The 19126-nt window shown below is 29.7% G+C and carries 23 protein-coding genes; 14 read left to right on the top strand and 9 right to left on the bottom strand.

The features are described from left to right. The first annotated feature begins 1 nt into the window (after window position 1). From Q0997_RS09055 to Q0997_RS09080, 6 genes are all read left to right on the top strand, one after another. Window positions 2–3208: a hypothetical protein gene (locus Q0997_RS09055; RefSeq protein WP_299887667.1), complete on the top strand. Its 3207-nt coding sequence runs from the start codon at window positions 2–4 to the stop codon at window positions 3206–3208. Beyond that, complete coding sequence (locus Q0997_RS09060) at window positions 3208–3696, top strand: YdeI/OmpD-associated family protein (protein WP_299887670.1); 489 nt, start codon at window positions 3208–3210, stop codon at window positions 3694–3696. Before Q0997_RS09055 ends, Q0997_RS09060 begins: the two co-directional genes overlap by 1 nt. 66 nt (window positions 3697–3762) lie before the next feature. Next, window positions 3763–4392: a YceI family protein gene (locus Q0997_RS09065; RefSeq protein WP_299887673.1), complete on the top strand. Its 630-nt coding sequence runs from the start codon at window positions 3763–3765 to the stop codon at window positions 4390–4392. Window position 4393: 1 nt separating this feature from the next. Continuing rightward, window positions 4394–4951: a superoxide dismutase family protein gene (locus tag Q0997_RS09070; RefSeq protein ID WP_299887677.1), complete on the top strand. Its 558-nt coding sequence runs from the start codon at window positions 4394–4396 to the stop codon at window positions 4949–4951. A 58-nt stretch (window positions 4952–5009) separates the two neighbouring features. After that, window positions 5010–5297: an LETM1 domain-containing protein gene (locus tag Q0997_RS09075; protein ID WP_367180212.1), complete on the top strand. Its 288-nt coding sequence runs from the start codon at window positions 5010–5012 to the stop codon at window positions 5295–5297. Window positions 5298–5308: 11 nt separating this feature from the next. Beyond that, window positions 5309–5746, top strand: a complete 438-nt coding sequence (locus Q0997_RS09080) for a DnaJ domain-containing protein (RefSeq protein WP_299887679.1) — start codon at window positions 5309–5311, stop codon at window positions 5744–5746. Window positions 5747–5754: 8 nt separating this feature from the next. Here the strand turns inward: Q0997_RS09080 and Q0997_RS09085 are convergent, their stop codons facing one another. Genes Q0997_RS09085 through Q0997_RS09105 form a run of 5 tightly spaced genes read right to left on the bottom strand, consistent with a single transcriptional unit; the run spans window position 5755 to window position 9310 of the window. Continuing rightward, window positions 5755–6510, bottom strand: coding sequence for a LytTR family DNA-binding domain-containing protein (locus tag Q0997_RS09085; protein ID WP_299887681.1), 756 nt, complete (start codon window positions 6508–6510; stop codon window positions 5755–5757). 32 nt (window positions 6511–6542) lie between these two features. Then, window positions 6543–6890 carry a 2TM domain-containing protein gene (locus Q0997_RS09090; RefSeq protein WP_299887684.1) on the bottom strand — a complete coding sequence of 116 codons (348 nt, stop codon included), beginning with the start codon at window positions 6888–6890 and terminating at the stop codon, window positions 6543–6545. Between the two features lie 7 nt (window positions 6891–6897). Further along, window positions 6898–8238: a 2TM domain-containing protein gene (locus Q0997_RS09095; RefSeq protein WP_299887687.1), complete on the bottom strand. Its 1341-nt coding sequence runs from the start codon at window positions 8236–8238 to the stop codon at window positions 6898–6900. 14 nt (window positions 8239–8252) lie between these two features. After that, on the bottom strand, window positions 8253–8885 hold the full coding sequence (locus tag Q0997_RS09100) for a hypothetical protein (protein WP_299887690.1): 633 nt from the start codon (window positions 8883–8885) through the stop codon (window positions 8253–8255). Window positions 8886–8896: 11 nt separating this feature from the next. Continuing rightward, window positions 8897–9310, bottom strand: a complete 414-nt coding sequence (locus Q0997_RS09105) for a DUF2141 domain-containing protein (RefSeq protein WP_299887693.1) — start codon at window positions 9308–9310, stop codon at window positions 8897–8899. Window positions 9311–9699: 389 nt separating this feature from the next. Here Q0997_RS09105 and Q0997_RS09110 point away from each other — a divergent pair, with 389 nt between their 5' ends. From Q0997_RS09110 to Q0997_RS09120, 3 genes are all read left to right on the top strand, one after another. Then, entirely contained in the window at window positions 9700–10041 is a 342-nt protein-coding gene (locus tag Q0997_RS09110; RefSeq protein WP_299887696.1) for a hypothetical protein, read from the top strand. A 151-nt stretch (window positions 10042–10192) separates the two neighbouring features. Next, entirely contained in the window at window positions 10193–10489 is a 297-nt protein-coding gene (locus Q0997_RS09115) for a hypothetical protein (protein ID WP_299887699.1), read from the top strand. A gap of 70 nt (window positions 10490–10559) precedes the next feature. Next, complete coding sequence (locus tag Q0997_RS09120; protein ID WP_299887701.1) at window positions 10560–10964, top strand: hypothetical protein; 405 nt, start codon at window positions 10560–10562, stop codon at window positions 10962–10964. A 52-nt stretch (window positions 10965–11016) separates the two neighbouring features. On the opposite strand, the gene Q0997_RS09125 is transcribed toward Q0997_RS09120, so the two are convergent. Next, window positions 11017–13170: a TonB-dependent receptor gene (locus Q0997_RS09125; protein ID WP_299887704.1), complete on the bottom strand. Its 2154-nt coding sequence runs from the start codon at window positions 13168–13170 to the stop codon at window positions 11017–11019. Between the two features lie 129 nt (window positions 13171–13299). On the opposite strand from Q0997_RS09125, the gene Q0997_RS09130 reads away from it, so the two are divergent. Further along, window positions 13300–13980, top strand: coding sequence for a lysoplasmalogenase (locus tag Q0997_RS09130; RefSeq protein WP_299887706.1), 681 nt, complete (start codon window positions 13300–13302; stop codon window positions 13978–13980). Here Q0997_RS09130 and Q0997_RS09135 read toward each other — a convergent pair. Beyond that, the gene (locus Q0997_RS09135; RefSeq protein ID WP_299887708.1) at window positions 13970–15250 is read right to left on the bottom strand and encodes an NAD(P)/FAD-dependent oxidoreductase; all 1281 of its coding nucleotides are present in this window, start codon (window positions 15248–15250) and stop codon (window positions 13970–13972) included. The two genes, Q0997_RS09130 and Q0997_RS09135, sit on opposite strands and share 11 nt — an antisense overlap. Window positions 15251–15386: 136 nt before the next feature. Between Q0997_RS09135 and Q0997_RS09140 the strand changes: the two genes are divergently transcribed. The 4 genes from Q0997_RS09140 to Q0997_RS09155 are packed head-to-tail and all read left to right on the top strand — an operon-like array spanning window position 15387 to window position 17459. Next, window positions 15387–15881 carry an RNA polymerase sigma factor gene (locus Q0997_RS09140; RefSeq protein ID WP_299887711.1) on the top strand — a complete coding sequence of 165 codons (495 nt, stop codon included), beginning with the start codon at window positions 15387–15389 and terminating at the stop codon, window positions 15879–15881. 3 nt (window positions 15882–15884) lie between these two features. Continuing rightward, the gene (locus Q0997_RS09145; protein WP_299887714.1) at window positions 15885–16520 is read left to right on the top strand and encodes a hypothetical protein; all 636 of its coding nucleotides are present in this window, start codon (window positions 15885–15887) and stop codon (window positions 16518–16520) included. A gap of 3 nt (window positions 16521–16523) precedes the next feature. Beyond that, window positions 16524–16997 carry a hypothetical protein gene (locus Q0997_RS09150; protein WP_299887717.1) on the top strand — a complete coding sequence of 158 codons (474 nt, stop codon included), beginning with the start codon at window positions 16524–16526 and terminating at the stop codon, window positions 16995–16997. A gap of 3 nt (window positions 16998–17000) precedes the next feature. Beyond that, on the top strand, window positions 17001–17459 hold the full coding sequence (locus Q0997_RS09155) for a hypothetical protein (RefSeq protein ID WP_299887719.1): 459 nt from the start codon (window positions 17001–17003) through the stop codon (window positions 17457–17459). Window positions 17460–17468: 9 nt separating this feature from the next. Here Q0997_RS09155 and Q0997_RS09160 read toward each other — a convergent pair whose 3' ends face one another. Together Q0997_RS09160 and Q0997_RS09165 are read right to left on the bottom strand one after the other, a co-directional pair. After that, the gene (locus Q0997_RS09160) at window positions 17469–18272 is read right to left on the bottom strand and encodes a 1-acyl-sn-glycerol-3-phosphate acyltransferase (RefSeq protein WP_299887722.1); all 804 of its coding nucleotides are present in this window, start codon (window positions 18270–18272) and stop codon (window positions 17469–17471) included. A 43-nt stretch (window positions 18273–18315) separates the two neighbouring features. Beyond that, window positions 18316–18957, bottom strand: coding sequence for a CoA pyrophosphatase (locus Q0997_RS09165; protein WP_299887725.1), 642 nt, complete (start codon window positions 18955–18957; stop codon window positions 18316–18318). Window positions 18958–19126: the final 169 nt, after the last annotated feature.

Below are 19126 nucleotides of genomic sequence, written 5' to 3' on the forward strand. Positions count from 1 at the left end.
AATGAAAAAAATTTCCCTTTTACTTTTACTACTATTTTCTTTTACTAGTTTTTCTCAAGAGTTCTCTATGGACTTGATAAAAAACATGAAACCTAGAAACATTGGTCCAGGTGGTATGTCTGGGCGTGTTACTTCTATTGATGCTGTTCATACTAATCCAGATATTATGTATGTTGGTACTGCTTCTGGCGGTTTATGGAAATCGACTTCAGGAGGCATAAAATGGGAACCTATTTTCGATAATGAAATTACTGCTTCTATTGGAGCTGTAGCTATACAACAATCAAATCCAAGTGTTATCTGGGCTGGTACTGGTGAAGGTAATCCACGAAATAGTTTAAATGGTGGCTATGGCATATACAAATCTTTAGATGCAGGGAAAAGCTGGAAAGCTATGGGACTAGAAAAAACAAGACATATACATCGTATTGTTATAGACCCAACAAATCCTAATATAGTTTATGTTGCTGCTATTGGTAGTCCTTGGGGAGAACATAGTGAGCGTGGTGTTTATAAAACTGTAGACGGCGGTTTTACATGGAATAAAATTTTATTCGCAAATAATAAAACTGGTGCTGCAGATTTAGTTATGGATCCTACAAATCCTAACAAGTTAATTGCTACACTTTGGGAACACAAGCGTGATCCTTGGTTTTTTAATTCTGGTGGAAAAGGTTCTGGTTTACATATTACTCATGATGGAGGAAAGACATGGAAGAGAATAACAGAAAAAGAAGGCTTTCCAAAAGGAGATTTAGGTAGAATTGGTGTTGCAATTGCTAGAAACAAACCCAATATTATATACGCATTAGTAGAAGCTAAAAAGAATGCGCTATATAAAAGTGTTGATGGTGGTTTTAATTGGAAAAAAATAAACGATAAAAGTGATATTGGTAACAGACCTTTTTATTACTCTGAAATATATGTAGATCCTCAAAATGAAAACCGTGTATACTCTGTATTCACTTATGTAAATGTTAGTGAAGATGGAGGAAAAAACTTTACTCAATTGATGCCCGCTTATGGCGTAAGCAATGGCGTACATCCAGATCATCATGCTTGGTGGATTCATCCTGAAAATGGAAATTTCATGATTGATGGTAACGATGGTGGGATGAATATTACTAAAGATGGTGGTAAATCCTGGCGTTTTATTGGTAACATGCCTGTAGCTCAATTTTACCATATTAATGTAGATAACGAATACCCATATAATGTTTATGGTGGTATGCAAGATAATGGCTCTTGGCGTGGTCCCGCTTATGTATGGCGCTCGCAAGGTATACGCAATAGTTATTGGCAAGAAATTAGTTTTGGTGATGGTTTTGATGTTGTTCCAGATCGCGACAATTCTCGTTATGGATGGTCTATGAGTCAACAAGGTTATGTTAGTCGCTACGATTGGCAAACAGGCGATAATTATTTAGTAAGACCTACACATCCAGATGCAGACATGCAATTACGATTTAATTGGAATTCTGCTATTAATATTGACCCTTTTAATAATAGCACGCTTTACTTTGGTAGTCAATTTGTACATAAATCAAATGATAAAGGAGATACTTGGACAATTATTTCTCCAGATTTAACAACCAATGACCCTGAAAAACAAAAACAAAGAGATAGTGGAGGACTTACAATTGATGCCACTGGAGCAGAAAACCATTGTACTATTTTAGTTATTGAACCATCACCTATTGAAAAAAACATGTTATGGGTTGGAACCGATGATGGCCGTGTACATGTAACACAAAATGGAGGTAACACATGGGCAGATGTTAGTCTTAATTTAAATGATTTACCAAAAGGAAGTTGGATTGTACAAATAAAAGCAAGCAATAAAAATAAAGGAGAAGCACTTTTAGTTGCTAATGATTATCGTCGTTTTAATTATACTCCATATGCTTATAGAACTAAAAATTATGGCCAATCATGGGAACGTATTGTAGATACAAACGATGTTAAAAGTTATACACTTTCAATTGTTGAAGATATTGAAGAACCTAATTTATTGTTTCTAGGTACAGATGATGGGTTATATGTTTCAACTAATGCAGGAAATAAATGGACAAAATGGACCAATGGTTTTCCAACCGTTCCAGTAAAAGATTTAGTTATTCAACCTAGAGAGCATGATTTAGTTATTGGAACTTTTGGTCGTGCTGCATGGGTTCTAGATGACATTAGACCATTACGTGCTATTGCAAAAAACAATCAAGTTTTAAATAGTAAGTTAGAATTATTTACGCCACCAACAACATACAAAGCATCTTACCAACAACCAACTGGAAGTCGTTTTGGAGCCGATGCCATGTATAGTGGAGAAAACAGAGGTTTTGGTGCACGCTTTAAATATTATATTAAAGTGGATAAGCCTATAAAGAAAGATAAGGACGATGACAAAAAAGAAGAGAAAGAGGAAGAAAACGAAGATGATAAAAATGAAATTAAGTGGGATTCTATCACTATGAACATTTATGATAATGATAAATTAATTAGAACTATAAAAAGAAAAACACCAGACTCTACTGGATTACATAACTGGACATGGAGATTACGTGAAAAAGGAAGTGATTATCCTTCAAAAACAATACGTAAAAGAACAAATGAACCAAGTGGTGTTTCTGTAAAACCAGGAACATATAAAGCAGTAATGCATTATGGTGATTTAACTTCTGAAAAACAAATTGAAGTAAAAGAAGACCCTAGAATTGATGTTTCAATGTCTAATACAAATGAAATATATGCCGCTTTAAAAGAAATAGAACAACTAAACCAAACTATGGCTGATGCTGTAAAACAAATAGTTGAGAGTAAAAATACGGCTGAAAAATATAAAAAAGACCTCAACGCTTTAGATGATAAAAAGTATAAAGAAAATATTAAAGACTCCAAAGAACTCATCGAAAAAATAGATGACTTACTAGCTGTTTATTTTGGAAAAGAAGATGAAAGACAAGGTATTACAAGAAGTACTTTACCAACAGTAAGCTCTAGATTAGACAATGCCTATGGCTATATTAGTTCTAGAAAAAATGGGTTAACAATTACTGAAACCACTTTACTAAATCATGCAAAAACAGCATTAAAGAATGTACTACAAAAGACGAATGCATTTTTTGATAACGATTGGAAAACATATAAAAACAGTATTGAAAATTTAAACCTTTCGGCTTTTAAAGATATTAAAGCATTTAAAATAGATTAATGATAAAAAGTAAGCCTTTTAAAGTAACACTCACTAATAAGTATAGTATTATAATTCCCAATACTGTTGCTGATTTATTTGCAGAAAAAAATCAAAAACGTGTAAAAGTAGAGGCTTCAAAAAATGATGTTATAATTTCCTTTCATGCCGCATTAAAAAAAGAAAAGACTGATAATTATCGTATGTATTTTAGTAATGCCAAACAAAAAGCATTAGATATTGATTTTGGAGATACTTTTAGCATTCAATTATTTGAAGATCAATCTAAATATGGTGTCGAAATGCCAGAGACTTTAAATGCTGTACTGTCAAGTGATTATGATGCTTACGAGCTCTTTGAAAATTTAACTCCTGGCAAAAAACGTAGTATTATTTATGCTATTATGCGCTATAAAAATGTACAAACACAAGTGGACAAATCTATAATAATGACAAACAATTTAAAACGTGGCATTAAAGACTTAAAATTAATCCTAAAGGGTAATTAGCTAGTAGTTTCTTGCAAATAGATAAATATCTACTTAACTTTAATCCTAGAATAAAATTTAAAAAAAATGAATAAAATAAGTATTTTATTAATTGTATTGTCGCTAAGTATTTTTTCTTGTAAAAACGATAAAAAGGAATCCAAAGTTGAACAAGAAACTCAAGTAATAGCTAAAGAAAACTTTATTGTAAAACCTGAAGCAACATCTGTAAAATGGACTGCCTATAAAACTACCGAAAAGAAAGGTGTTGGAGGTGAATTTACTGTTTTAAAGTTTGATAACAAATCTGGAACTACTCCGCAAGACGCTTTAAACAACTTAAAATTTACAATACCAATTAGTAGCTTGTTCACCAATGATGAAACCAATACAAGAGACTCCAAAATTAAAAATGCTTTTTTTGGTTCTATGTTAGATACAGATTTAATTAAAGGTACTATTAAGTATAATAATGATAAATATGTAGCATCGTTGACAATGAATGGTGTTACAAACGACTTACCATTGGATGTCGAAATCACTGATGAAAGACGTGTTACTATGAAAGGCACTATGCTACTTAAAGATTGGAATGCATTAGGCGCTTTAGAAGCTTTAAATAAGGTTTGTTTTGATTTACATAAAGGTGAAGATGGTGTAAGCAAAACATGGGATGATGTAGCTATAGAAGTTAATACTTTTTTAAGAAAAAATTAAAATGAAAAAGATACATGTATTTATACAAATAGTAGCTTTAATATTAGTTACAAGTTGTAAAAAAGAGGCAAAGGATATTGTAGACCCAATAACAGAAGCAGAAAAAGCTGTAAAAGTAAAACTTGCATTAGCTCCCAAAAGTGATAGTAATGTAAAAGGCAATATTGTTTTTAGACAAGAAGGAGGCAAAGTAGAAATGACAGCTATGTTAGAAGGTTTAACACCTGGAGAACATGCCATACATATTCATGAAAAAGCAGATTGCTCATCTGCAGACGGAAAATCTTCTGGCGGCCATTGGAATCCTACAAACAAGCCACATGGTAAATGGGGTGATACAGCAGGATTTCATAAAGGTGATATAGGAAATTTTACTGCTGATGAAAAAGGATTCGCAGTAGTAAATAAAACAACAGACCAATGGTGTATTGGTTGTGGAGACGCTAACAAAGATATTTTAGGAAAAGCAATTATTGTTCACGAAGGCATAGACGATTTTACATCGCAACCAAGTGGTGCAGCTGGTAGTCGTGTAAGCTGTGGTGGTATTATAAAATAATAACAATGCTATTATTTATTAACTAAGAGCCACTTTAAGGTGGCTTTTTTATTTAACTATGGATCCTAAAAAACTAATTACAGAACTACTAAATAAAAACAAAAGAATGCTGCTTAAAGAAATTAAGCAGAGTAAGGAATTGGTACAGCTAATTGGTAAATCTACTACCCAAGACTTAAGTGATGAGGAAAAGGAAAAAGTAAAAAATCAATTATTAGACATTTTTAAAAGTATTCCTGCTTTAGCCATATTTTTATTACCTGGTGGTGCAATTTTATTACCATTAGCAATAAAATATATTCCAAACTTATTACCATCTGCTTTTAATGAAGATGAAGAAGAATAAAATTTTTAATAATGACAGTTAAAAACTATTATGAGTTACTTGGAATTAGTTCTACAAGTAACCTAGAAGACATAAAAAAAGCATTTAGGAGAGAGATTGCTATATACCATCCTGATATTAATACCTCTAAAAATGCTGAAAAACGTTTTGATGATTTAGTTGAAGCCTTCGATATTTTATCTAAGCCAGATAAAAGAAAATTGTATGATGCCTTATTAAAAAATAACAATACCTTAAATTCAACAGCATCTAAAAAAGTTATAAAAAAACACGACACTTTTCAAGAATGGAGAAAAGAAGCAAAACAAAAAGCAACAGATTATAAAAGTAAAAATCCAGAAAACACTCCAGATTTCGAACTCTTAACCGAGACCGTTATTGAAGGTTTTATGGAAATTTTAATGGAAGGTGCGGGAGACTTATTTGAAGATTTTTTTGATGGCTTCTAATGACTATTCTATTCTAACCAATTTTTAAAATCTTTTACTCGTTCTCTGGCTACAATAACCTCTTGCTCTTTATAAGAACCTAACTTTATTTGTAATCTCGAATTAGTATAACTAACCATATCTTTTATAGCCTGGATATTGACGTAAAACTTTCTATTAATTCTAAAGAATTGTGATGGTTCAAGTTCATTTTCTAAATTATCAAGTGTTGTATCTAAAAGATAATTTCTTCCATCTGTTGTATGAAGGTATGTGCCTTTATTTTCACTGAAGAAGCATTCTATATCATCAATATTTATCAGTTTTAAATGCTGTCCCACTTTTACCGAAAAACGCTTTTTATACTCACGCTCTATAGGATTAATTAGTAGTTTTTTAATATCATTAAAATCTAAAGTAACACTTTGTTTTTCTGGTACTCTGTTTTTAAATTTAGATACTGCTTTCTCTAATTCTTCATCATCTATTGGCTTCAATAAATAATCAATACTATTTAATTTAAAGGCTTGCAATGCATACTCATCATAAGCTGTTGTAAAAATAATAGCCGAATTAATATTTACTTCATCAAAAATTTCAAATGACAAGCCATCACTTAACTGTATATCTAAAAAAATTAAATCTGGATGTTCATTATTTTGAAACCATGTTATAGATTCTTCTACAGAATGCAACATAGTTTCCGCTTGTATATTTATATTTTGCAGCATACGTTGTAAACGTCTTGCCGATGGTTTTTCATCTTCAATTATTAGTACTCTCATTAGTTAGTTTTACTCTTTTTATATAATATTAATTATTCCCAACGTTTTTTATCTTCTTCCATATATTTATCGATTTGACGTTGTTCCCATTGTTTTCCAAATAAAAAGTTAGGCCCAAAAACACTAATAAAATGAAAAACTAAGCCTATACCCCAAAAGAATGCTGTTGAGAATACTCTAAAACTCCAAAAGTTTTCGTCTGCATCCATATTTCTTACAATCATGAATATGATAAATATGTTAACTAAAACATACCATAGCGCATGCCAGTAAAAGCCAACGATTTTTTCAACCTTTTTTTTAGCTCTTATATAAGCCTCTTCACGCTCAAAATCGCGTTGCTTATTATCTTGATATGGTTCTATTCTACTGTCTTTCATAATAGTCTTATTTATAGCGATTGTTTTGTTCTTCTTCCATGAATTTTTCAATCTTGCGTTTTTCCCAATCCCGTCCTAAAATACCATCATTCACAAATACTTTATAGGCGTGAAAGGCTATTCCAATTCCCCAACCAATGGCAGAAAACCAGAACCATTTAAACTCCCAATAGGTTCTATAATTAATAAATATTAAAAAAGGAATAACAAAGCAATATGATATTACATTATAGTAAAATCCTTTTAATTCCTCAACATGCTTACGTGCTCTCACGTAACTATCATCAAATTGTTTTTCTGGTAATTGTCTCATAATTGTTATTTGTTTTGTAAGCATTGGAATAGAAACTTTAAAATTAGTTTTATCCTCTATTATACTTACTTGTCTGTTTGTTAATAATTTGTAGCGTTGTCTAATATTATCTAAACCAACACCACTACTCTTCTTTACCACTTGTTTTGTTTGCAAATTATTTTCTACAATTAATTGTCCGTCTCGTTCGTAAATTTTAATATGTAGTGGTTTATTTGCTGTTACTATATTATGCTTTACTGCATTTTCTAATAGTAATTGTAAAGACAACGGCACAACTTTACTATCTGGATTCGAAGCGTGTTCTGGAATATCGAATACTATACTATCTTCAAATCGCATTTTTAATAAAGACATGTATGTTTTTGCAAATTGTAACTCTTCGTCAACAGTTACTAGATCTTTATTTTTTTGCTCTAAAACATAGCGATATACTTTAGATAAACTTGTTGTAAATTTTTGAGCACTATCTGGATTCTCTTCAATTAGACTGGTTAAAACATTTAAACTATTAAATAAAAAATGCGGATCTAACTGGTTTTTTAAAGCATCGAACTTTGCACTAGCTGTACCAGCTATAACTTTTTGCTCTTTTATTTTATTTTTTTGATAACGATTATAAAAATATATGACATGAAAAATAATTACAATAGTCATAGTTATCCACAAACCAAATTGATAATATTCAAAACGTTCATTTGCTATAAACTCATTAAAAGAATAATCTAAATAAATAATATAAGTGAATGTTCTTAAAAGAAATAAACCTATTAATGTAATTAGAACAGATCCTATAATGCCAATAACTATACGTTTAATTCCTTCTTTTTCTTTCCATTGTCTTCTCTCTAAAAATGCAAAATATCTAGTATTAGAAAACCCTAAAACAAAAGCGTATAATTGATAAAATGCAAAAGTAATTAAGTAAGCTTGTGTAGACTTGTGCTCATAATCTTCAAAAAACACGGTTCCAACTATAAATACTAGAGTACCTACAATAAAAGTGATTACTATTTCTTTTACTAGTTTATTCATTATAATTCTTAAATTTATTCTTTACAAGATTTTGATGCTTCCTCTGCTCTATCTTGCCCCCAATTAGGGTGAAATGCTGTTTCTGGTTTAAAGTTAGCAAAAAGTTTTAAGGCCTTATCGAATTCTTTGCAAAACGGCTTGGTATCCTGTCCAAAATATCTGGCGCTACCAATATTCCATTCTGCTCTATTTAATACCACTCTTGGATTATTTGGATTTAATTTATAAGCTTTCTCATATAACTGTGCGACTTTTGGAGCTAGCGTCATACCATATTTAGCACCATCACTAGATACATATACAGTATGTAATAAAGCTTGCATAACTAGAATCTCTGAGTTCTCTTTAGAAATTGCTGTAGCATCATTAATAAAATCTTGTGCGCGTTTTAATTGAGCATCGAGCTTTTCTGCATCTTTCAACTTAGTAAAACCATCTATAATTAAAACTTGCGCAGCATAATAAGGTGGTAACCAATTGTCTTGCTCTGCGCTAGCAATACGCTCAAAAAGGTTTACTGCATCGTCTGGTTTATTTTCTCCCCAAAGTGTTAAAGCTTTTTGCATACCTTTCTCATAATTCGATTGTGCTTGAGTTTCTAATTGTGTGCTTAGAAACATTACGATTAATAGTGCTAGTCTATACATAATAATTAATTTTATAGTTTAATATTTTGAATTACATTTTTGTCTTTTACTGTAAATACAGCATCTTCCCATTTTGGCGGTCCCATAATACCTTTTGCATTATTTGAAGTACCATAATCTTCTTTTGGAATACCAAATATAAAAGTGTCCATTTTTTTATTATCATTAGCATCGTGAAATAATGAAATGGCATAATCTCCAGGTTCTATATTTGTAAATGTTACACTTGCTGTAGACTGTGATACTTTTTCTAACTTACCTTTTATACGTTTTTTTAAAAAATTAGATTCATTATCATATAATCCAATAACTAAAGTCCCTTCTATAGTATTTATATTAGAAATGTTTACAACAATGTTATGATTTTGAGCTTTTACATTCTGAAAGCTGAATACAGTAATTAAGAGTAGTAAAATAGATTTCATGATTAGTGGTTTTATGTTGGTACAAATATCTAATAGTAATCTTCATTTTTAAAAAGCAATACACCGAACTGTCATTTTTATATGCTGAATTGTAATCTTGTTATTTACCAACTCATTTAAACAATATTCAAAAAAACGCGTAAATAAGGTAATAATCACGATAAAAAAAACATCAACAACAAGAGGCTAAATACCTGAAAATCATACATATAAACATCTATTTGCGATAAAAAAGATACGTAGTTCTACGTATTTTATTTATGCTTTATTGATTGTACCTTGCAACTGTAAATATAGTATTAGTGATTACTATTCAATCTACCTCAGGTTTAGTAAACTAAAAAACACTAATACTATTTTACCCGCTAATTAACCTAATCCATAATATTATGAAAAATCTAATTTTAACTTTCTTCTTACTAATAATCAGTCTTTCTATATATAGTCAAAACTCTAATTCGCTATTAGACTCAAAAACGGCAACTATTATTGAGAAAGCTATTAAAAAACATAACACTAATATAGTATTAGCTAATTCAAGCTTAAACTGTAATTTAAAATCTGTTAATATTAATACTATGCAGATTAATAATTCTAGTGTCTCTAAAATTAAAAATAATACTAAAGACTTTTTTAGAAAGTTTTTTGGCCGCAATCCTATACATTTAACTTCTATAGATCTATCAAAGAACAATTACTCTATATTTCCTGGAGAAAACGCTAATGTTTAATAACATTTAACTAAACACATTACAAATAGTACAGAATTCCCTTACTAATAATTAAACTACTTTTAGTTTCTTTACAAATAAGATAAACTAAATTACTAACGGAAACCTACAAGAAAGTCCCTCGTCTTATTAAGTTCCTTTACTTTATATTATGGCAACTTTTGAAGAACTTGCGAGTAAAATAGAAAATGAAATTCGTTCTTTTTCCAGCTTTAAAATAGGAAAAACTGGGAGAAATATAGTAGATCGCTATAACGATGTATATGCTAATACTTATAATAACTATAAGGTAGTAGCTTATTCAAAAAACTTAAATACTATTGAAGATTTTGAAATGTATTTAATACAACGCTTTAATACTTTAATAGGTTGCAAAAATAAATACATTGAAGATATTGAGACAACTGATACTGAATATTATATTTTATATTTAATGTTTAATCACTAACCTAATTATTTACATAAACAAAATTTAAAGATTATTAAACGGGTCATTTTATTTGTATCTTTTTAGAAAAATGATGAAAACTCAATTTATAATACTAGCCATATTCATTAATATTTTAAGTTACTCCCAAGAAGATAAAAGATTGTCAACTATAGATTTTGTAGAAGTTTTAAATGATAATAAAGATGAAGTATTATTCTATTATCAAAACAATTGGCAAGTACTAAGAGAAATCGCTTTAAAAAAGGGTTATATCCATTCATTTCAAATTTTAGAAACTCTAGCAACTCCAGAAGCACCATATCATTTTATATTAATAACTACTTATTCTAACCAAACACAATATGATAAAAGAGAAGTGCATTTTAGCGCAATAATTAAGGCTCAAGATGGTTTAAAATTACTCAATACAAAACAACCAAATGATTTTAGAAAGATTGTTATTAGAAAATATGTTATAAAGCATTGGTATTAGCGCTAATAATTTTAACGATATCTAACAAACTAAAAACGTATTAACAATTATATTATAAATTATCCAACTGATTATCTGTTCCTTTTTCACTAATCGTCCAGAAGAAACCAACAAAAAAGAATTGATCTGCAGCAGGTTTTAAGGCTCGTCTTGCAAAATTATTATTTAAATCTGGAGTATTTGCATACTGATATCCATTAACGTTTTTAAAACCTAAAACATTATTTATAGAGAAATACAATATCTTTTGCTGACTTAGTAAGTATGCCCAATTGACACTTAAACTATTAAAACCTTTTGTTTTTGCATTTAAAAATCCTGTTTCATTTGGATTAGTATAAGTTCTCCCTGATGCATAGGCATAACTAAGTCCTACTTGACTTTTCCAATCTTCAATCCAGTATTTACCAACAATATTTAAATTATGTCTATTTGCAAAATTTGGTTGCGCTGCATTTGGGTAATTTCTATAATCTCGTTCAGTATCTAAAAACGAATAACTTACCCAATAATCTATATTTTTTATGCTTTTACTATCACGATAAAATAAATCTAAACCTTTAGCAAAACCATTTCCAGCATTGTTATAATTACTATCAAAACTCGTAAAACTTGTATCGTATTTTACTAATTTATTGTAATTTTTATAATAGGTTTCTGCTCTAAAAATGCGTCCATCATTATTATATTGATAGTTTAAAATATAATGCTGCGTTTGCTCTGCATTTAAGTTTTGTTCAAATTTTAAAATACTACTGTTAGGGTTTTGATAAAAATTACCGTAAGCTAACGATACTTGACTTTTTGCTCCCGTTTTGTAGGCAAAAGATACTCGTGGTGATATATTAGTTTCTTTAAACAACTCACTATATTCAGCTCTTAATCCTGCTTTTAAAGCTAATTTTTTAGAGAAAATAATATCAGCTTCAGAAAATACAGCACTAATATTATTATTATAACCGTATTCTACTGGAGCTATAAAATCATCTTGGTAGTTTTCATTAAAATTAGTAGTAAAATACTCTGCTCCAAAATTTAGTTTAAAACGACTACTAAAACTTTTCCTTAATTTAAATTTAGCATGTATTGAATTCTCTGTATCATTTATATCACTTGCGTCAATCCCTACTCTTGTTTTAGCATTTGTATAACTTAAACCTGTGGCTAATTTCCAACGATTTTCTAATATTGCTTTATAAGAACCATTAAAATAAAGGTTACTATTTTTTAATTTAAAACGTAAACCATCTGCATTATTTATATCTTCTTGAATAAGTTCAAAGTTAGAGGCGTCAAACCCTGTATATAGTTTTAGTAAACCATTGTTAGTTTTTTGTCTAAATACGGTCTCTCCAGATGCGGTTTGAAATGGTTTTATCCAATCATTTCTATCTTTAAAAATTGCTAAATATGGTGCTAGATTTATATAAGATGCGTTAACACTTAAAGAACTTTCTTTCCATTTTTGCGTATTACCTAAAGTAGCACCAACACTCATTATTCCAATATCTGTTTTTTCCTGATCTGGTTCATCTATAGTGTTTAGTAGCAACACACTGGATAATGCCTGACCATATTCGGCACTATAACCACCAGTTGAAAAGGTTATACCATCAAACAAAAAAGGAGAATAACGTCCACGAGTTGGAGCATTATTAGTTGTTGGCGTATATGGTGTAAATACACGAATACCATCAATAAATATTTGAGTTTCTTCTGCTTCTCCACCACGAACAAATAATCTACCATCTTCGGCTACAGTTGTTGTTCCTGGTAATGTTTGTAATGCTCCTACAAAATCACCTAACGCACTAGCTGTAGTAACCACATCTAAAGGTTTTAAAACAGACACCTTACTATTATCACCGGCTGCAAATGTTCCAGCAGACAACACTACAGTTTCTAGTGAGTTGACATCTTCTCGTAATTTAATATTTAAATTATTTAGTGTAGATACATCACTTGCCATTTGAAATGACTCGTATGAAACATAAGATGCTATCAATATTTGTGTTCCAGTTTCGGTCGTTTTAAAATTAAACATACCTTTTTCGTTAGTTGTACCACCATCATAAGTGCCATCTAAATACACATTGACACCTTGTATTGGGTTGTTTTTAGCATCTGTAACTATTCCATTTATAGTAGTTTGAGCAGAGAGTTGTAGTGTGATTAATACTAATAATGCTTGTAAAAAAAATTTCATATTGTTCGTCGGTTTTGTTTGATGATTCAAAGATGCTTTAAGCATCCCTTTTTTTAAATTTATAATTACCGAACTGTGACTTTTTGAAGATGAATTGCATATTTTTATACCCGTTATAACAAATATGTAATGAAACCAAACAACAATTATTTATTCTTTATTATTTTCTTCTTTTTAGTTGCTATTGAAACTACAGTTGCTAATCTAGATGGCTTAACTTGGTTACATTATATATTTAAACCTCTTATAGTTATTTCCCTTATTATTTATTTTACAAAACACAACAAGCACCTTAGTATTTATACACAAAAATTCACTTTTTTTGCATTAACGTTTTCCTTAATTGGAGATATATTATTACTCTTTGTTAATCGCTCTCAGTTGTTTTTTATTGGAGGTTTAATAGCCTTCTTAATTGCACATATTTTATACAGTCTAGTCTTTTTTAATAAAAGAAATAAAAACACCAAATGGTATGGTTTTGTTGCTATTATTTTAATTTATACTATACTATTATTTTCGTATTTAAAAACTGGTATAGGACATTTATTAATTCCTGTAATTATATATATGCTAGTTATATTAACGATGGTTACATCAGCTTTTTTAAGAAAAGGTATGGTGAATACTAATAGTTTTAATTTAGTATTTATTGGAGCGTTAATTTTTATAGCTTCAGACAGTTTATTAGCCCTAAATAAATTCTATGCTCCATTATCTATAGCTAATTTTGGAATTATGTTTACATACGCATTAGCCCAATTACTAATTGTTTTAGGACTATTAAAACAACAAGATTTTAAAGTTTAGACTTATTAAAAGGTCTTATTATAAGTCTAGCAGCTTTATCAAAATTTATATAATTATAAGTCCAATTAAAAAAAACGATCACGCGGTTACGAAAGCCAACAAGAGACATTAAGTGAATAAACATCCATACAAACCACGCTAAAAAACCTGCAAATTTATAATGTTTTAAATCTACTACTGCTTTATTTCTACCTATAGTAGCCATAGAACCTTTATCATTATAAGTAAATATCTTTAACGGTTTATTATCAATTAATCTAAGTATATTTTTACCTAAAAGTTTTCCTTGTTGTATTGCTGGTTGAGCAACTTGAGGATGACCATTAGGGAAATTTTCTGTTGCCATTAATGCAATATCGCCTAACGCAAAGATAGCCTCATAACCTTCTACTTGATTATATCTATTTACTTTATAACGATTTGCACGCTCTATTAGGGCATTAGCTTGTAAACCTTTTATTGGTGCTCCAGTAACTCCTGCTGCCCATATAAGCGTTTCAGATTGTAAGGTTAATTCAGAGTTTGTTAATACCGTTTTCCCATCATAATCTTTAACAAATGTATTACAATGAACTTTTACACCTAGCTTTTTAAGAAACTGTTCTGCTTTTTTTGAAGCATGTTCACTCATAGGCGGTAATACTCTATCATTACCTTCTAGCAAATGTATTTGCATTGTTTTTGCATCTAAATCACGGTAGTCTCTAGGTAAAATATGATTTTTAAGTTCGGCAATCGCGCCAGCAAGCTCAACTCCTGTTGGTCCACCACCAACTATAACAAAATTTAACAAGGCTTGCTTTTCTTCATCTGAATTAGCAATAGCAGCTTTCTCAAAATTTTGAAGTATTAAACTTCGTATATTAAGTGCTTGCGGCACTTTTTTCATTGGCATACTATTAGCTTCAATAGTCTTATTTCCAAAATAGTTTGTTTTTGTTCCAGTAGCTAGAATTAAATAGTCAAAAGACAAATTACCTATATTAGTATGTATTTCCTTTTTGTCTGCATCTATATGATTAACTTCTGCCAAACGAAAAAATGAATTTTTATGCTTTTTTATAATTTTTCGAAGTGGATAAGCAATAGAATCTGGTTCTAAACCTGCAGAAGAGACTTGATAAAGTAATGGCTGAAACGTATGATAATTATGTTTATCTAATAATATAACTTGAACATTTTTATTAGCCAAAGTTTTAGCCATACTTACTCCAGCAAAACCGCCACCTACAATGACTATTCTGGACACATTAGACTCAGGTATATTCATAAAAAAAGTACTGAAAAATATCTTATCCAAAGATACGATTTATGCCTCTGAAAGACTATTTTTAAAAAATAATATTTTAATTATTGTAACGTTTTTAAAATTTAAACTACTTATAAAATAACCTAACCAACGACTATTGAATAAAGAACTTGAACATAGTTTTGTAGAATTACTGGAGAAACACCAGAATATAGTGCATAAAGTGTGCCGTCTGTACACTAATAATTACGATGCACATAATGATTTGTTTCAGGAGATAACAATTCAACTTTGGCGAGCGTACCCAAAATTTCGAGGTGACGCTAAGTTTAGTACTTGGATGTATCGAGTTGGGTTAAATACCGCTATTACTCTCTATAGGAAGTCTAAACGACGCATTAACACATCAGAATTTGATGCTGTTCAATTTAAAATCAAGGCTGAAGAATATGATGATACCGAAGAGCAACAATTAAAGCTCTTATATAAAGCTGTACATCAATTAAACGATATTGAAAAAGCCCTTGTGTTCTTATATTTAGAAGACAAGAACTATAAAGAAATTAGTGAAACAATGGGTATTAGTGAAGTAAATGCAAGAGTGAAGATGAATAGAGTAAAAACTAAACTAAAAACCATATTAAATCCGTAAAATATGGATGAATTAGATTTATTAAAAAAACATTGGCAGAGTGATGGAATTGAGGATAAACATTTAACCTCAAAAGACATATACCCTATGCTATTAAAAAAATCGTCTTCAATTGTCAAGACATTATTCTATATAAGTGTAGCAGAATTAATTTTTTGGATTCTTATAAATACACTTCCTGCCTTTTTTAGTGATGGTTACAATGAGCGTATGGCAGAATTATATGGAAGTCACATATCTGTAACAGTTTTTACTATATTAAGTTACGTAGTCATTGTACTATTTATCTATTTATTGTTTAAATCATACAAAAACATATCTGTCACTGACAATGCAAAAAAATTAATGGAAAACATATTAAAAACACGTAAAGTGATCAAGTACTATGTTATTTATAATTTAATTATGGCATTTCTTTCTATGGTTATTGGTTTTTATTATGCATTCCAAAACGACCCAAAAATTAAAACTATTTTTGAAGACCCCAATAATACAAAATCAATTATAACATATATAGTAATAGTTGCATTCACAGGTTTATTTGTTTTAATAATCTGGTTATTCTACAAGTTACTCTACGGTATTCTTTTAAAACGTTTAAATAGAAATTATAAGGAATTAAAAAAATTAGAAGTTTAAATTATGACTATAGAACAAGGCTTATCATTTTTTAAAGAACTAAATACTAAGAACCCTACAAAAAAAGAACTTAGAGTTTATAACACTTTTATTAGTGTACTCACAGACCTAAAAAATAGAGATTTAACTCCTGAACAAATACTAGATATCGAAGCTGAATTAACACATTTAGATATAAAAGAAAAGACTAACGACATAAAAAATTTAAGGAAAAAGCTAAATGGTTTTATATGTTTTATAAAGAAGAAATTATCATTAATTTCTGAAGGCCAATACATGGGATTGGGTATGGCAATAGGCTTGTCTTTAGGAATGTCTTTAGGCATGACATTTGGCATTATTTTTAGTAAAGACAACGGCATGATATTAGGTATGAACATTGGTATGGGAATTGGTATGGCTCTAGGTATGATTATAGGAGCCGCAAAAGATGCTGAGTTAAAAAAACAAGGAAAAGTTTTAAATACAAAACCATAAGCTATGATTATTGATAATACTATTTCTTTTTTAAAAAAATTAAAAACACAAAATAGCTCTAAAAAAGAGCTTGATACTTATAATGCTTTTATTAGAGTTTTAACTGATGTAAAACATAGAAATTTTAATTCTTTAGAACTTAACCGTATTGAACAAGAACTAGAATTACTAGACATAGAATTAAATACTGAAAGGAAAACATTAAACAAAAAACTACATCAGTTTTTTGAGTTTTTAAAAAATGAATTTTCTCTTATTTCTAAAGACTATTATAAAAATAACTATATGGCGTTAGGTATGTGTTTTGGTTCAGCTGCTGGCATTATTTTAGGAGTCGTCAGTCTACCCATTGGTTTAGTATTAGGAATGGTAATTGGCATGTATTTAGGATCTGAAAAAGACAAAAAAGCAAAAGAAGAAGGACGTGTCTTAAATTTTACTTCTTTTGAATCTATGTTCTAAAACAACTATCTAAGTAAGCCACTCTCGTTGTTTATTTAACTCTTCTTGAGCCAATAATTCTTTTTGCGGTATTACTTTTAAAAATGAAGGATGTTGCTCTATAGCATATTCAATTTTCGTAACAATATCTGCAATAGATTCATTCTCATAATCAATATCTAAAGGTGCTTTTACTTCAAATGTTTGATAAACATTTTTCTTTTTTATACGTAATCCTTTTTTATCAAATGCTCGACGAAAACCATCTATAACTATAGGTACCACTACTGGTTTGTATTGTTTAATTATATGAGCTGTACCTTTACGAATTGGTTTAAAAGGTGTTGTAGTTCCTTGCGGAAAAGTTACTACCCAACCATCATCAAGAGCTGTTCTAATAGCAGATATGTCGCTCATTTTCACCTGTCTATTAATATTTTCTCCTTTACTTCTCCATGTACGCTCAATACTTATCGATCCTGTGTAAGCAAATATTTTAGGCAAGAATCCAGATTTCATTGTCTCTTTTGCTGCTACATAATACATATTTAATTTAGGGTTCCATAAATAACCAACATTTTTTATAGAATCTCCCCTATTACTTAAGCTAGCATTAAACACGTGAAACATAGCAAATACATCTGCAAAATACGTTTGATGATTAGAAATAAAAAGAACGTTGGTATCTGGTAAGTCTTTTATTATTTGAGAGCCTTCTATTTGCAATTCGTTAAAACCACGAAAACGTCTATGCGATAATACACCAAGTATTCTGATGAGCCATTTCTTTACAAATAATATGTGTCCAAAAGGATTTCTTTTAAATAATCCCATAAATATTAATTAGTTTAGGATTAACAAATGTACAGAATAGCTTTTAGTCTATAACGCTATTTAACAAGTCTTTTACTTCACTTAGCATCATAGCTGTCGCTCCCCAAACCAAATGGCTATTCAAATTATAGGCTGGAACCTTGATTTTTAAACCATTAGAAGTCGTAACATTTTTAGTAGTTAAACTAGTATTGCTAAGAAAATCTTTAAGTTTTACTTCTAATACTTCTTCTACTTCACTATCCTGTTTTTTAAATATTGGTGTACTTTTTAAAATGCCTATAAATGGCTGCACATAAAAATTACTAGGCGGAATATATATTTGAGTTAAGCTTTTTAAAACAGTTATAGTATCTTGTTTTATTCCTACTTCTTCTTCTGTCTCTCGTAATGCCGCTGCTTCATTCGTTTCATTTTCTTCTAACTTTCCACCTGGAAATCCTATTTGAGCTGAATGCACACCTTTATAAGTTTTTCGAAGAATTAAAACAAGATGTGTTTCGTTTTTTGCATTAGGATAAAATAATGCCATCACTGCACTCTGTCTTGCATTTTTGATTTTTTCTTCTTGTAATTTAATTAAATGCTCTCGGTAAGGTGGGGACATCTTAAATTGTGAATCTTGACCTGGAAGAGGCAAACTAACAATGCTTTTTATCGCTTTGCAAAAGATGTTAAATTCCATGTTTTAAAATGCATATTTTAAGATTCTACTATTGTATTTAACGTGAAGATAGTAATAATATAACTAAGCTCTAAATCAACAAATTACGAAAAGGTACGTTAAAGGCACATAGTTTACAAAGTTAAAGGGACATAGTTTACACTTTTTCAAGTTATAATTTGAGACAAAA

Source organism: uncultured Lacinutrix sp. (genome assembly GCF_947500325.1).
Classification (GTDB): domain Bacteria; phylum Bacteroidota; class Bacteroidia; order Flavobacteriales; family Flavobacteriaceae; genus Lacinutrix.

Bases quoted from the DNA above. Each gene is read 5' to 3' on its own strand.
- Q0997_RS09115 (WP_299887699.1), top strand. From the start codon at position 10,193: ATGGCAACTTTTGAAGAACTTGCGAGTAAAATAGAAAATGAAATTCGT.
- Q0997_RS09155 (WP_299887719.1), top strand. From the start codon at position 17,001: ATGATTATTGATAATACTATTTCTTTTTTAAAAAAATTAAAAACACAA.
- Q0997_RS09080 (WP_299887679.1), top strand. From the start codon at position 5,309: ATGACAGTTAAAAACTATTATGAGTTACTTGGAATTAGTTCTACAAGT.
- Q0997_RS09130 (WP_299887706.1), top strand. From the start codon at position 13,300: ATGAAACCAAACAACAATTATTTATTCTTTATTATTTTCTTCTTTTTA.
- Q0997_RS09075 (WP_367180212.1), top strand. From the start codon at position 5,010: ATGGATCCTAAAAAACTAATTACAGAACTACTAAATAAAAACAAAAGA.
- Q0997_RS09105 (WP_299887693.1), bottom strand. From the start codon at position 9,310: ATGAAATCTATTTTACTACTCTTAATTACTGTATTCAGCTTTCAGAAT.
- Q0997_RS09055 (WP_299887667.1), top strand. From the start codon at position 2: ATGAAAAAAATTTCCCTTTTACTTTTACTACTATTTTCTTTTACTAGT.
- Q0997_RS09095 (WP_299887687.1), bottom strand. From the start codon at position 8,238: ATGAATAAACTAGTAAAAGAAATAGTAATCACTTTTATTGTAGGTACT.
- Q0997_RS09110 (WP_299887696.1), top strand. From the start codon at position 9,700: ATGAAAAATCTAATTTTAACTTTCTTCTTACTAATAATCAGTCTTTCT.
- Q0997_RS09150 (WP_299887717.1), top strand. From the start codon at position 16,524: ATGACTATAGAACAAGGCTTATCATTTTTTAAAGAACTAAATACTAAG.
- Q0997_RS09070 (WP_299887677.1), top strand. From the start codon at position 4,394: ATGAAAAAGATACATGTATTTATACAAATAGTAGCTTTAATATTAGTT.
- Q0997_RS09090 (WP_299887684.1), bottom strand. From the start codon at position 6,890: ATGAAAGACAGTAGAATAGAACCATATCAAGATAATAAGCAACGCGAT.
- Q0997_RS09065 (WP_299887673.1), top strand. From the start codon at position 3,763: ATGAATAAAATAAGTATTTTATTAATTGTATTGTCGCTAAGTATTTTT.
- Q0997_RS09060 (WP_299887670.1), top strand. From the start codon at position 3,208: ATGATAAAAAGTAAGCCTTTTAAAGTAACACTCACTAATAAGTATAGT.
- Q0997_RS09145 (WP_299887714.1), top strand. From the start codon at position 15,885: ATGGATGAATTAGATTTATTAAAAAAACATTGGCAGAGTGATGGAATT.
- Q0997_RS09165 (WP_299887725.1), bottom strand. From the start codon at position 18,957: ATGGAATTTAACATCTTTTGCAAAGCGATAAAAAGCATTGTTAGTTTG.
- Q0997_RS09135 (WP_299887708.1), bottom strand. From the start codon at position 15,250: ATGAATATACCTGAGTCTAATGTGTCCAGAATAGTCATTGTAGGTGGC.
- Q0997_RS09120 (WP_299887701.1), top strand. From the start codon at position 10,560: ATGATGAAAACTCAATTTATAATACTAGCCATATTCATTAATATTTTA.
- Q0997_RS09100 (WP_299887690.1), bottom strand. From the start codon at position 8,885: ATGTATAGACTAGCACTATTAATCGTAATGTTTCTAAGCACACAATTA.
- Q0997_RS09085 (WP_299887681.1), bottom strand. From the start codon at position 6,510: ATGAGAGTACTAATAATTGAAGATGAAAAACCATCGGCAAGACGTTTA.
- Q0997_RS09125 (WP_299887704.1), bottom strand. From the start codon at position 13,170: ATGAAATTTTTTTTACAAGCATTATTAGTATTAATCACACTACAACTC.
- Q0997_RS09160 (WP_299887722.1), bottom strand. From the start codon at position 18,272: ATGGGATTATTTAAAAGAAATCCTTTTGGACACATATTATTTGTAAAG.